Annotated in this window: 6 protein-coding genes and 2 pseudogenes; 2 read left to right on the top strand and 6 right to left on the bottom strand. The window is 61.9% G+C overall.

Annotation, left to right across the window (positions count from 1 at the left end; all coding sequences use genetic code 11):
* Positions 1 to 180: 180 nt before the first annotated feature.
* On the top strand, positions 181 to 2,175 hold the full coding sequence (locus KXD97_RS15200) for a cellulose biosynthesis cyclic di-GMP-binding regulatory protein BcsB (RefSeq protein ID WP_260757676.1): 1,995 nt from the start codon (positions 181 to 183) through the stop codon (positions 2,173 to 2,175).
* A gap of 360 nt (positions 2,176 to 2,535) precedes the next feature.
* Here KXD97_RS15200 and KXD97_RS15195 read toward each other — a convergent pair whose 3' ends face one another.
* From KXD97_RS15195 to KXD97_RS15185, 3 genes and pseudogenes are all read right to left on the bottom strand, one after another.
* Positions 2,536 to 4,026, bottom strand: a complete 1,491-nt coding sequence (locus KXD97_RS15195) for a sugar transferase (RefSeq protein WP_260757675.1) — start codon at positions 4,024 to 4,026, stop codon at positions 2,536 to 2,538.
* 280 nt (positions 4,027 to 4,306) lie between these two features.
* A complete protein-coding gene (locus KXD97_RS15190) occupies positions 4,307 to 4,759 on the bottom strand; it encodes a protein-tyrosine-phosphatase (protein ID WP_260757983.1) in 453 nt (150 codons plus the stop codon).
* Between the two features lie 191 nt (positions 4,760 to 4,950).
* Positions 4,951 to 5,235, bottom strand: a pseudogene (locus KXD97_RS15185) (IS3 family transposase); the annotation flags it as partial.
* Positions 5,236 to 5,390: 155 nt separating this feature from the next.
* Between KXD97_RS15185 and KXD97_RS15180 the strand changes: the two are divergent.
* Positions 5,391 to 7,036: pseudogene (locus KXD97_RS15180) on the top strand (IS1634 family transposase).
* 41 nt (positions 7,037 to 7,077) lie between these two features.
* Here the strand turns inward: KXD97_RS15180 and KXD97_RS15175 are convergent.
* The 3 genes from KXD97_RS15175 to KXD97_RS15165 form a co-directional block, all read right to left on the bottom strand.
* A protein-coding gene (locus tag KXD97_RS15175) for an IS3 family transposase (protein ID WP_260757674.1) occupies positions 7,078 to 8,216 on the bottom strand; the annotation gives its coding sequence in 2 pieces (ribosomal slippage) (positions 7,078 to 7,946 and positions 7,946 to 8,216; 1,140 coding nt in all).
* A 246-nt stretch (positions 8,217 to 8,462) separates the two neighbouring features.
* Positions 8,463 to 11,792, bottom strand: coding sequence for an SIS domain-containing protein (locus tag KXD97_RS15170; protein ID WP_260757673.1), 3,330 nt, complete (start codon positions 11,790 to 11,792; stop codon positions 8,463 to 8,465).
* Positions 11,793 to 12,267: 475 nt separating this feature from the next.
* Complete coding sequence (locus KXD97_RS15165) at positions 12,268 to 13,023, bottom strand: class I SAM-dependent methyltransferase (RefSeq protein ID WP_260757672.1); 756 nt, start codon at positions 13,021 to 13,023, stop codon at positions 12,268 to 12,270.
* Between the last annotated feature and the right edge of the window lie 862 nt (positions 13,024 to 13,885).

The following is a 13,885-nucleotide window of genomic DNA, read 5'->3' as shown; positions in this document are numbered from 1 at the left end:
TGGCACGCGGGTTTGCGGTTGACTGGTTTGCGCGGGGCGCGTTCTGCACCGCAGTACCCGGTTTTGCCGGTATCGTCCGACGCCGGGAATGAGATTCTCGAAGCCCAACCACCGGAAACTGGAGCGGCAGTGTCTCTTGCGGTCGATCGTGCCATCACTACCGTCGGGGACGAGGCCACGATGCAACCCGGATCAGGATCACCGAAGAGCCACAACATCATTGGTCGCGCGCTGGGCGCCCTGCTGTCGGCCCTGCTGGTGATGGCGTTCGCCGCCCCCGGCGTCGCCGGCGCCGAACCGCTCAACGCCGACCCGACCGGCAACGGCGAGGTGCTGCTGCCATGGACGGCGCTGGGGCTTCCCCCCGACGTCACACTGGTCGGCGCCAACGTCAACCAGGATTTCACGCTCCCGGTGCAGTCGGGTTTCACGCCGCGACGGCTGCGCGGGCTGATCCACGCGCCGGTGGATTTCGGTGCGGGATTCGTCGAGATCACCGATCGCAGAGGCACCGTTCTGGGGACAGTGGACCTTCCCGCGGTGACGCCGGCCCAGGCCGTGGTGCCGTTCGACGTCGACATCTCGGCGGCGCAGATCAGCGATTCGACGCTGGGGCTGTCGTTCACCGCACGGGAGGCCGCGCTTCCCCCCGAGCAACGGTGCGGGCTCGGCGAGCGGGTTGTCCTCAGCGATCTCAGCGCCCTGTTCGCCGGGGCCGAACCAGCGCCCACCACGATCGCGACATTCTTTCCGCCGGTGCTGCAGCGGCTCACCATCTACGCACCGATCGATGCCGACGACGCCGAACAGCAGGCGGTGCTGGCGCTGACCTCCGCTGTCGCCCGCATGTACCGGCCGCAGACACCGGCGCTCACAGTCGTCAGCCAGCCCCGTGGCGCGACGCCCCCGGCGTCACCTCAGTTCACCCGCTCTGTGGTGGTCGAGAACGGCGACGCCGGACTCGAAGTGGTCAACCCCGACAGGACCGACGTGTTCCTCATGGTGACCGGCCGCGGCGAGGAACTCACCAACCAGGCCGCGCTGGTCGCCGACCGCTTGCAGTCGCTGGCGCAGGCCCCGTCCGCGCGCGTGGACCAGGTCGGCGCAGCCGAGAGCGCCGACCCGGACGAGATGACGTTCCGTCAGTTGGGCATCAGCGGCGAACGGGAGGTGCTGAGGACCGCCGATCTGACCGTCGGAGTGGACCGTTCGGCATTGGGAGACGGTCGCGTCGAAAGCCTGCAGGTCCATCTGCTGGCCACCCACACCCCGGTCGCGGACATGGACTCGGCCAGCGCGATGGTCAGCGTGAACGGCCAAGCGGTACACAGCGTTGCGCTGGACCGCACCGGTCGGCTGGACACCGTCTTCGACGTTCCCGGCGAACTGCTCAGACAGCGCATCAATTTCGAGTTCGGTCTGACGTTCAGCCCGCGTCAGCTGTGCAGCCCGACCATCGCTCCGATGAGGTTCCAGCTCGACCCGGCGTCGACGCTGACGATGCGTCGCGGTGGCCCCGCCCCAGGTGGCTTCGGTGCGGTGCCGTCGGAGTTCAGCCCCGAGTTTCTGGTCGCCCTCGACGGCGGCAGCCCGAATCAGCTGAACTACGCGGCCCGGGTGGTGGCCGACATCGCCCAGCGGACCGGAACGGCGTTGACGCCGCGCGTCGTTGACGTGAAGGCCGCGGCCGACGCCGGTACCGGGGCGCTGATCGTGGCGAATTCGGCGGCGGTCCAGGCGACGTCGCTACGCCCGCCGATCGGCGGCGAGGGCTCGACTGTGCAGGTGGATGTGAGCAGGGAGCTGCGCGCCGACATCGCCAACGGGTTGGCGTCGATCCAGGTGTTCGCCGACACGCCCCGGGACAGGACGGTCGTGCTGGTCACGACGACGGGTGCGTGGTCGCTGGTAGAGCCGCTGTTCGGCTACATCGACCGGCAGCCCGACGGCTGGTCGAGCCTGGATGGGGACGTGATCGCCGCCGGGGCCGCGGGTGAGGTTACGAACCTGGCCGGAACCACTGATGTGGCACCATCTGTCGCTGAGAAGCAGACCACCGTCAGCGTCGCGTGGGCTGCCATCGGCGCCGGAATCGTGGTCGTCGCCCTCGGATTGAGCGCCGCCCTGTGGTGGCGGCGTCGCAGCACAGCCGCGCCGGCCGACCCGCAACCCTAGCGGTCAGCGCCACCGTAGGGCGGCCGGCCAACATCCGCTCGGTGGCAACCAGGCGACGTCGCCGAGGATCTGCCGGTGGCCGACACCCCAGACCTTCGATTTGGGTCGTAGACCCCCAGCGCGCCAACGGTACCGCCGTCAGGGTCGCTGACATACCGGATGGGCGGCGACGGAGCTGTCGATGCGCGTTGACCCGCCGTCCCACGCGCGGCTGTTCAATCAGTCGTCGAAGTGTGCGAGCGTAACGGTCGCCCTTCAGCGGTGATCAGAATTCGCCGGTAATACACCAATGCTGCACAAAGGCGAGGTAGTTCACGGTGCCGGCGACGGGTGTGCGTGTGCCACTGGGCAATCCGATCGTCAGTAGGCGCCCGAGTGGCTGAGCATCGCCCTGACCGTCTTGAGGGCGATCAGCAGGTCGGAAATCATCGACCAGTTCTCAACGTAGAACAGGTCGAGGCGCACCGAATCCTCCCAGGACAGGTCGGAGCGTCCGCTGACCTGCCACAGGCCGGTGATGCCGGGGCGGACCAGGAGGCGCTTCATGGCGTGCTCGTCGTAGGTCTTCACCTCACGCGCCAGCGGCGGGCGCGGGCCGACGACGCTCATGTCCCGTTTGAGGACGTTGATGAACTGCGGCAGCTCGTCGATGCTGTACTTGCGCAGCAGGCGCCCGACCGGCGTGACGCGGGGATCCTGGCGGATCTTGAACAGCACCCCGCCCTCGCTCTCGTTGAGCGCGGCGAGTTTGTCGACCATCTGGTCGGCGCCGTCGACCATGGTGCGGAACTTGATCATCTGGAACGGCTTGCCGTCCAGACCGATTCGCTCCTGGCGGTAGAAGACCGGGCCCCGGCTGGTCAGCTTCACCGCGGCGGCGACGACCAGCAGGATGGGCAGCCCGAGCAGCAGCACGGTGCCGGAGAACACGATGTCGAAGAAGCGCTTCTGAAAACGCTTGGCGCCGTTATACTGCGGCTTCTCGACGTGGATCAGCGGCAGGCCAGCGACGGGCCGCATCTGCAGCCGCGGGCCGGCGATGTCGACGACCCCGGGCGAGACGAGCAGGTCGATGTCGAGCTTCTCCAGCTCCCACGACAGATCGCGGATGCCGCGGCCGTCGAGACGCTCGGTCGCGGTGACGGCCACGGCGTGGCTGCCGGTGATGCGGACGGCATCGACGACGTCGGATTCGTCACCGAAGGTGGGCACCGCTCCGACACCGGGCACGTCGACCTTGGGACGGTGCATGGGGCCGGGGATGCAGGCACCGACCACCTGGTACTCCGAGCCCGGCTCGCGGGCAAGGGACTTGGTGAGGTCGCGGACGGCGGACGGGCTCCCGACCACCAGCACACGGGTGATGCAGCTGCCGTTCTTCAGGCGGGCGCGGATGACGACGCGGCGAGCGATCCAGCGGCCCAGCGCCAGAAACAGCAGGCCGGCGGGCAGCGCGATGACCAGGTAACCACGCGCGATTTCCAGCTTGAACAGCATGGACACGATCGCGACGCCGCCGAACACGGACAGCGTCGCCAGCCAAACGCGGCGGTACTCCTCAGCGCCGGACCCGATAACCCGGGGCGAGCGGGAGCGATTGATCGACAAAGCGGCGATCCACAGGACGGCGATCCCGATGGAAACGACCGTGTAGTCGACGCCCCGGTACGCGGCTACGGATTCTGCTGATGCACCGAAGCGCAACCACTGAGCGAGGCCCACGGCCAGTGCTACGCCGAGCGTGTCCATCGCCATTAGGCATAGCGAATAGGTGTGTTGCCACGTCGGAATCTTGTTTGGAATCGGAACGATGTTTGCTGGAGCAACCAGCTGATCGTTTACCGCCGTCATTCATCCCCCCACATCATGTCCCCCTTGCGCTGGAACTTTATCCCACGCTCGACGCGCATCTCAAGCCATCGGCATGTTCGCTCAGCAATTTACACTGGCGTCACGCTTAGCGAGGCGCAGTTACCTTAGCGTTCGCGCACGCTTGGCCTCTGTGCTTCTGGTGCGCCGAATCAATCCACGATGCTGCGTCGCGCAGCCCAGCGCGGTGCCGCGGAGCAGTAGATGATCAGTGCAGGTGTGTCTCAAAGCAATGCGCCGCCCACGACGTCGTCTGCCTCACCTAAGGGCGGCACAGCCTGACTACTGGGAGAAGAAGCTCGGCTATATGCGTTCCCACCATCCGAAAAACTTCTGATCGTTGGCCGATAGGATCCTCAACATCGAGTGCCTGGTCGGCCTCCAGTTGAGGTCGCAAAGAAGCCAACTCTGCGATGGTGGAAGCATCATGCCGGTCAACAAGCCGCGACGCCTCAGCCAATGTGAATGTTCTGTTGAGCTTACTCGGGACTAATTCGAGAACGATGTCCCGATGCGCGCGGGTCATCGTCAGGATGAGGTCGACGGGCCGGGCGATCTTGGCGGTCAACTGCCGAGCCGCGAAACCTGCGGTATCCGCTCCGAATTCCTCAAGAACTGCAGCGGCTTGTTCATGAACTCGGTGTCCGATAACAGCGTGCGTTCCTGCGCTTGACGCAGTCAGACCCCTTATCCCATTCTCGGCGGCATACCTAATTGCGAGCCGTTCCGCAGTCGGTGAACGGCAGATGTTCCCAGTACAAACAAACAGAATATGCAGTGGAGTCCCGAATCTTCTCGACTATGCGTTTCTCGGCCAGCTCAACACTAGCGAAGAGACCGGCAACATAACGAGGTACCGGTGGAGGGGGACTGCCCCGAGTTCAGTCGACTCGCGGGGTGTGAATTTCAGGCCGCGGTTGCGACTGGTGTGTGGAGCAGTTCGAACTCTATCGGGGTGAGCCTGCCGAGTGCGCGTTGCCGGCGACGTCGGTGGTAGGTCCGCTCGATCCAGATCACAATCGCCAGGCGCAGTTCGGCGCGGGTTGACCATCGCTTTCGGTCGAACACGTTGCGTTGCAGCAGGGCGAAGAACGACTCCATGGCGGTATGGTCACCGCATGCGCCGACACGGCCCATTGATCCGTGTAATCCGTTGTGCGACAGAGCGTGGACGAACTTCGGTGACCGGAAATTGAGTGGGTTCAATCGGTCGAAGCAACACCCTGACATTTGACCTGAGTTGGGTCACTTTGGTCAGTTTTGTAGGGTGGCGGTGTCTTGAGCTGCGGTGATGTCTCCGCTTAGTGCCCCTGCTAGGCACTAATTTGGGTCAGTAGGCTGCCTGGATGGTGTGGATTCGGCGGGTGCGCACGGCCTCGGGCGCGACCGCGGTCCAGATCGCCGAATCCGTCGATGGCCGCCGCCGGATCGTGCGCCATGTGGGCTCTGCGCGTGATGACGCCGAGCTGGGTCTGCTGCTCGAGGAGGCCCGCCGGCTGTTGGCCGATGACACCCAAGGCGAGTTGGATCTGGGGATCACGCCGAAAGCCGTTCGGGCCCATATGGTTCCACCGCCAGCTGGCATGCTGTTCACCGAGGATGCTGGAGAATCCGCAGTACGGGAGTTGGTGGTGCGGCCGCGGGTGCTCAAGAGCTGCAGCGGGCTGCTGTATGACGCCCTGGCGCAGGTGTATGCCAGCCTGGGGTTCGACGACGCGGTCGGCGATGAGGTCTTCCGTGACCTGGTCATCGCCCGGGTGGTCGAGCCGACCAGCCTGCTCGACGCCGATCGGGTCCTCGCCGAGCTGGGACGTACCTCAGCGTCACTGTCGACCCGCAAGCGCACCCTGCGCCGTGCCCGCGGTGGTGGTTACCGCGACCAGATCGCCGCAGCGTGTTTCGCCCACGCCCGCACCGCCGGTGATGTCAGCCTGGTGCTTTACGACGTCACGACCCTGTATTTCGAGGCCGACAAGGAAGACGACCTACGCCGCGTGGGGTACTCCAAGGAACGCCGAGTGGACCCGCAGATCGTGGTCGGGCTGCTGGTCGATCGGTGCGGATTCCCTTGGAAATCGGCTGTTTCGAAGGAAACAAGGCCGAAACTCTGACGATCGTGCCGATCGTGAAGGCATTCCAAGCCCGCCACGAGATCACCGACATTGTCGTCGTCGCTGATGCGGGCATGCTGGCCAGCGGCAATCTGCGCGAACTTGATGAGGCAGGGTTGCGGTTCATCGTCGGATCGAGGGTTACCAAAGCGCCCAACGATCTGGCCTCGCACTTCCATTGGCACGGCGACTTCTTCACCGATGGCCAGATCATCGACACCATCACCCCACGCGATCGACGCGGCACCGCGACCAAGACCAGCGACCCCAAGCGCAAAGCCGAGCCCGTCTGGGATCCGGCGACCCACACCAAGTCCTGGCGGGCGGTGTGGGCGTACTCGACCAAACGCGCGGTGCGCGACACCAAGACGCTCAACCTGCAGGAGAACAAGGCCCGCGCGGTCGTCGCCGGCGAGAAAGCCGCGCGGGTACCGCGGTTCATCAAGAACTGCAACGGTTCCCAAGAATTTGACGAGGCGTCGTTGCAGCGCGCCCGCCGCTTGGTCGGGCTCAAGGGCTACGTCACCAACATCGACGCCGCACTGATGCCCGCGACCGAAGTGGTCGCCAGCTACCACGACCTCTGGCACGTCGAGGCGTCCTTCCGGATGTCCAAATCCGACCTCGCTGCCCGGCCCATGTTCGCCCGCACCCGCGACGCCATCGAAGCCCACCTGACCATCGTGTTCACCGCCCTGGCCGTCAGCCGCGAAGTCCAGACCCGCACCGGCCTGTCACTGCGCCGATTCCTACGCACCCTCAAACCCCTGCGATCAGCCACCATCGACCTCAACGGCGTCATCGCCACCTACCCGCCAGCCCTAAACACCGAGGTCAACGCAATCCTCAACGCACTGAACGCCGAGAATTCAAGGCACTAAGCCAAATGACCCTGAGGGGGACCCGTTTGGTGGTCCAGTCGCTATGCGACTTTCGGTTGATGGGTCGCGGCCCACTGTAGGGCAAACTCGGTTGGGGTGCGGTCACCGTGGGCGGAGTGGGGCCGATTGGAGTTGTAATCGGCTCGCCAGTCCTCGATGATCACGCGGGCTTCCAGCAGCGAATCGAAGCGCCACAGGTTGAGCAGTTCGTCACGCAGTCGGCCGTTGAATGATTCGATCCACGCGTTCTGCCACGGCGAGCCGGGATCGATGAAAAGTGAACCGGCACTGTTGAATCGGCACCAATCAGACACGGCATGCGCGACGAACTCAGGCCCGTTGTCGAACCGCACGTAATGTGGTGCCCCGTGCGTGAGCGCCAGACGGTCCAGGACATCGACGACCCCGTCAGCGTTGATGGACCGATCCACCTCGATGGCGAGGGCTTCGCGGGTGAACTCGTCGATGACGTTGAGCATCTTAAGGGTGCGCCCATCGGAGGTGGTGTCGAACTGAAAGTCCATCGCCCAGATCACATTCGGACGGATCGGGGACATCGCACCCACGGCGACGCCGATCCCGGTCAGCCGCTTCTTGCGGCGCCGCTGCGGCACCCGCAGACCCTCCTCACGCCACAGCCGGCGGATACGCTTGTTGTTGGCCTTCCAGCCGGCTCGCCGCGCCATCTTCGCGGCCCGGCGCCACCCCCAGCGCGGACGGTCAACCGAGAACCGGCGCAGCCACGCCCGCAGCTCAGCCTCCTCGGTGGTCACCGGCGCCGGTGCCAGTCGCATCGTGGAGCGGTGCAAGCCGACGACCGAGCAGGCGCGGCGCTCCGACACCCCGAACCGCTCACGCAGCGCTATGACGGCGCTGCGCTTGCGGTTCGGGGTCAGAAGTTTCCCGACGAGATCTCCTTGAGCATGTCGATATCGAGGGCCTGGTTGGCGACCAGCTTCTTGAGCCGGGCGTTCTCGGCTTCGAGCTCCTTGAGTCGTTTGGCCTCGTTGGCCTTCATGCCGCCGTACTGGGCCACCCAGCGATGCCAGGTCGACTCGGTGATCTCCAGGTGCCGGCACACCTCGGCCAGCTCCTGGCCGGTCCCCAGGAGCTTGTTGCCCTCGGCGAGCTTGCGGATGATCTGATCCGGGGTGTGCCGCCGGCGCTTGTTCGTTGCCATGTCGTCGTTGATTCTTCCTGCCCGAACACTCGGGCAACAGAGTCCCACAACGACTGGACCACTACAGGGGGCTCACCTCAACCCAACTCGGGTCATAGGTCAGGAGTCAACCAAACTGGGGGCAGTCCCGAGCGTGCCGGCAGTTGCGCATATCGCGCCAGCGTTCCGCTCGTGCATAGAATCACTAGTTCCCGTGTTGGGGTGGTTGATGCCGGCGCTAGCTGGGCCTCGACAACATTGTGATACCTAAACGCCGTCTGTAGCGGCGGCCGCTAGCCAGTGCTGAACAAGAAGTTTCGGAGACTCGCTGAGCAACGCAAGCGGAGAGACCATCCCCAACACACGGTGGTCAAATTCCGGGAGAACCTCCGTCACGGTGCCACGGAGTACCGACATGCGTCCACGATAACCCTCGAGGACGGTACGCATCACAGGCGGCGGAAGAGTCGGGTGAAATTCGACATGCAGAAGCACGAGGCCTACGGTTCGCTGATCGATGACCTCCGGAACGATGATCACAGTTCTTGAGTCACTCTGCCCAACAGCCGCAAGAACCTCCTGCTGTTCTGCGACGAGCATCTTCGTACCGCGTAGCTGATGATCCCGATCTGTGCGAGACGGGACATGGATCGCAACGCCAGCGCGGCGAACAACAGCAATGTGCGAATCACATACCGCGTAGTGCGTCGCACCTATCACAGCAGCGACAGCCGGATCCAGCGCTGCAACAGTTCTCAGCGTGTTGTACTGCAGAGTCCGTGACGATGCACCGTTCGCGAGGAGTGCCTTCACCAAGGGCACATCCAGGATTGCCTCATCGCTTCTACTGGTGCCTACAGTAACCGTCTTGGCTTGATGACGAATGGTGTCGATAGTCCGCGAAACCTGGTCGATGCCGGCGGTCAACGCTGCGGCAAGCTCATTAACGATCGCATCAGGACCGGCGAACTGCGACATCAGCGTTGACTCAGACCTCGACGCTATCGCACGCAACCCGACTGCGATCCGCGCACTAACACTTGCGGTCATCGAGCTGTCGTAAGCTCCAGCTCGGAGCCGGCTGTCGAATTCAGTTGCAATTGGCCGTAACTCAGATCCGAGTGTGCCCAGAATGGCGAGTGGATCACCGTCGGCCGCGCCTATAGCTCGTTCGATCGCAATTCGTGCCAGTTTTAGCGGAAAACACTGATCATCGATCGCTAAGGCTGCGTAATAACCGAAAAGGTGACCGGCCATGGCGGATAGGATAAAAGCCAGTTGGGAATGCGTTTTCGGGACTCGGATAATGCCCGCTGCCCCATCATATTCACCATCAGTTTGATCAGTTATCACGATTGGGACACTGTTGTGCGAAGCGAATATCCGAACTTCTTTCAACAGGTCATCTGCCGCAGCTCCCCGCAAGCCAGCCGCGCACACCAGGATGAGCGGCTCGGCGGATAGATCTATGTGCTTCTTGTCTGAGAATTCGTCGCAGGATATAGATCTGTAAGTGAGTTCTGAGAGCTTTATTCGCAGCTCTTCTGCCGCAATTCTATTCAAGGCCGATCCCACAACCGCCCAGTACGGCCGTTTTGGCGCGTAATTTCGGGCGAGTTCGGCGATCTGATGCTCAGAGCTCAAGAATTCCCTCATCGCCTCGGGAAGCTCAGTCAGCTGAGATAGCAAATCTGACTCCGATTTGTCGTCATGATCACCTGCGCACCGCGCCAATGCATACGCAAGTAATATCCCCGCCGCGATCTGACTGTAAAACGCTTTCGTGGAGGCAACTGATACTTCGACGTCGCGGCCGTCAGCGGTGTACATGACGCCATCAGCCATCTTCGCCAAGTCGCTACCTCGGCGATTGACGATCGCAATGACCGTTCCGCCACGCCCTCTGATGAGGTCGACCGCCCTATTCGTGTCCGTTGTCGTCCCGGACTGACTCACAGCCACCACGAGGGTGCCGATCATCGACCTTTCCAGATGGAACCCAGAAAATTCAGTCGCGGTAGAAGCGATAACTTCTACAGAGCCTTGGGCGAAAGCCGCCTTGATAGCCGCGGCAACCGCCCGCCCGGCGACCGCTGCCGTACCCTGGCCTATAACGACAATCCGCCGGAAGAACCCTGCCTTTAAGCGAGAACGCAGCTCCGACGACAAAACATCGTCGGATAGGTGAGCTTGCAGTACGCCATCTACCGCGTTGATACGTCCACGCAACGTTTTCTGTAAGGAAAGCGGCGCCTCAAAGAGTTCCTTCTTCAAGAAGTGCGGATACCCTTGTCGGTCAATGTCGCGCGTAGTGATAGACGTGCACGAGACGTCCCTTGAAGTGAATTCACGTGGAGACCCATCGTAATTCAGCCGTCGGGCCGCATAAAGATTGCCAGCCTCACTACTTTCGACTACGACAAGTTCGCCTTCGCTACCGTCAAGCCGAAAATACTGATCGCAATGTTCGACCAATCCATACAGTTCCGACCCAATTATGGTCATGTCTTCGGAGCTTCCGACCAAAAGCGCCTGGCCGCTCCCCCGTTGGGCCAAAACAAGTTTGGATGGGTCGCTGGCACAATTCATGGCTATGGCCACTGAGCCCGTAAATTCACGCACCGTACCTAGGACTGCGTCCTCTAATGTTGCCCCGTCAATCATGCGTCGGGCTGCCAGAACAGGGATCACCTTGGCATCAGTCGTGATTTCTCGGGCGATCCTGGCCCCAGCATGGTCGATTAGTTGGCGATAATTGTCCACATCGCCGTTCAACACCGCGGTCATATAACTCGAATCAAACCCCGGAGAGAATGTTACTTCGTCGCTATTGACTGGGTGCGCATTCGCCTCGTTGACCATTCCGACGCTCGCCCATCGGGTATGGCCCAACACGACAAGCTGGGCCGTTGGGGCCTCAAGCGCCTCACGGAGCAGGACGTCGTCACGTATCGCCTTACGCAGCACCGCACAGTTATCGCCCAGGCGTCCGATCTCTGCAGCGTGCTTATAGACGATGCTCAATTGTCCCGCAGGCGTCCGAACAGCACCCGATTGAAACAGAGGATGCCGTCGGCCTTCGATCTGCGACGCGATCCGAGGATTCGCCATATCCAGCTGATGGCCCGTGACGAATAAATGGATACCTGCCGAGTCACGGCCCCGAAGTTCGAGTTTACTCAAAGATGAAAGCGTTATTGCGATCGCGGCGTAAGCGTAGGTTGCGGATTCACCAGTACTTTCCGCCGCCAAATCAGCAACATCCGCCGCTAGAGCGAGACGATCCCTGGCGATCCCCCACCAGGCGTCCTTTAGCGCGATGATGGCGGCGTTGACCCGTTCCAAGCTGTCTTTCGACGGCGCCCGGTGGTTGAGCCTTTCGTCGAGCTGCGCCAAAACGGCCTCGAACTCGATTGACCACTGCTGAATCTGTGCGGCAACTGTGGCCTGAAAGCGCAAAGCTTTAAGCCCAGCTATACCACTTAGATCAGCGTTAATACTTTTCAGCGAAACGACAATGTCTTTGATCTCCGAGACGCTCGGCTCCGCCCCAACCGAGCGCAGGCTTTCGCGAGCCAAATGCAACCGCTCGACCAACTCCGTCCCATCAGGAGGTTGCCGAACACCTTTCCTATACATAACCGCAGCAATGCCGCACATGTGATAGCCCCCACTTTCGGTAGATAAGCTCCCGCATTACATAAGTTTATTGAATGTACTCCTGACCGGGCAAACCCGTCTGAGACAACAAGATTATCTTCTTTCTGAGCCATATGGCTTCTACTGTGCCGCGGGGTTAAAACAGTATTCGAATAAGCCTCTCGCCTGACCACCTGCGCTTGAAGATGGTAAGCACCAGCTCACAACCGCGATCAGGCCACCCCGATGCTGTCCACCTGACATTCATCTGATCGCTCGGGTGCTCCAAATCCGCGGCTTCGGTTACCCCGACTCGGCGTGTGCAACATTCTGCGGCTGCCTTGACGTTTAGATAGGAAGGGAGCCGCACTCGTAGAGCCGGGTGGGATCCCGCACGATTTCTTCCCAGCAGGTTTTGATACCGAAGGGTTATTCATTCGTGATCTGGGTGCGGCGGCTTCCGCGCTACTAGGCCGTACCCTAGTGGTGAAACGGCGCCGCTAATGGCCGCGAATTTCCTACCAACCGCCGTCCGGTAGATCGCCAGTGCTATACGAGAGATGCCTGCTGCGATTGGCCGGAGGCCGGCCGCCGCAAAAAGCTTGCTCCACATGTCAGCCATAATTTCTAGCCACCCACCCAGCACGCTTAACTCAACCACTTCGAGGCCAGCTGCCATCGTGAGGTATTCGAGCGCATGTGAAGTGTATCTGTAGTAGTCGTGAGGCTGTTCGTGCAGTCGGTACGTGAACGGGACATTCATCAAGAGATGGCCCCCGGGTCGAAGAATCCGGGCAATCTCCAACAGCAAGCCGGCCGGCTCACGGATGTGCTCAAGCACATCCGACAACAGCACCGTGTCAACGGACGCGGAATCGATCGCCGTCAGAGGTTGGTTCAGGTCGAGTGCGATATCCAAGAGGGGGTTGGGATGCTCGGAACTCTCCCAATCCACTAGAAGCACCGAATCGCTGTACCTCTTGTAAGCACCGAGCAATGGAGCCTTCCCGCAACCGAGATCAGCAAGATCGCCGCGCGCCCACTCTGGGATGGCTCGTGTGTAGAACTCAGCGACGAGGCTTGCGATTACTCTCGACGAGGCCAACAACTCTCGCTGATCAGTGGACGGCCGGATCTCGCTACTAGTGATCGAATACTTGGACGGCTGCCACCTCTCCGCATGCTGCAAGCGCCACTCCTATCGTGATCAACGCTCTGTGGCGTCCTGCGTGATGAATTGGCCCGCTGGCAATCCGAGCCCGGACAACATACTGCGATGAGAGACTACGCTGCCTCATGTCTGAGAAACACGCAACTGGAAGGCACTCCCAATTCAGCCGACTAAGCTTCGACACGCGCGGCGCAACCTTGCGTTTCCGTGCGCGGTCGCTTAGGGCGTGTGCCGCACTAGAGGCGGGGCCGGCGGCGCGTCGAGCTAGACCCGGCACCGCTGAATCCAAGACGCCGCAATGCCTCGACCGGTTGCCTGCAAGACGATCCCCTCACGACTATCCGGCACTGGCAATTTGAACCACGCCAGCCTAACCGCCCCCTCCCCGCATGCTTGAATGTGCCCACCAAACACACGCTGAATGCCAAGAGAGTTGGCTACCTCACGACGAATCGCCAGCGGTTAGGCCCCCAGCGCATGGTTAACAACCATGGGGCAAATCTTGTAGCCGAGTCGACGGCAACCAGATTCGTCAAATCGGTTCCCCCGTACAAATTACCTATCTAGCAGTCAGTTTGGCCGATCGCGTGTGTTGCAGCAACTGTCGACACCGGGCTTTGAAGTTGCGCTGGCGGATTGCAGAATCCGCGTTCCACGCTTCGGCAGCGACGCGCAACCGTATGGCCATAATCCGTTCAGTGCGTTACCAAGCTATGCGCGTACTGCAGTTAACGTCCTCCGCATCGGGCCGAAGCCAACCCCCGCAGGCGGTTTCGTCACGCAAATCCGCGTGGGCGCAACACAACGAAGACGCAAATCACGTTGGTCCTTCAGATGGAGACGAGTGCGTGAGACGCAGCAGACGGCAGCGGCAGCACTT

The organism is Mycobacterium sp. SMC-8 (genome assembly GCF_025263565.1).
Taxonomy (GTDB): domain Bacteria; phylum Actinomycetota; class Actinomycetes; order Mycobacteriales; family Mycobacteriaceae; genus Mycobacterium.
Note: the sequence above shows the minus strand (reverse complement) of the source record. Positions and strands in the feature narration are given on the sequence as shown.

Bases quoted from the DNA above. Each gene is read 5' to 3' on its own strand.
- KXD97_RS15200 (WP_260757676.1), top strand. From the start codon at position 181: ATGCAACCCGGATCAGGATCACCGAAGAGCCACAACATCATTGGTCGC.
- KXD97_RS15195 (WP_260757675.1), bottom strand. From the start codon at position 4,026: ATGACGGCGGTAAACGATCAGCTGGTTGCTCCAGCAAACATCGTTCCG.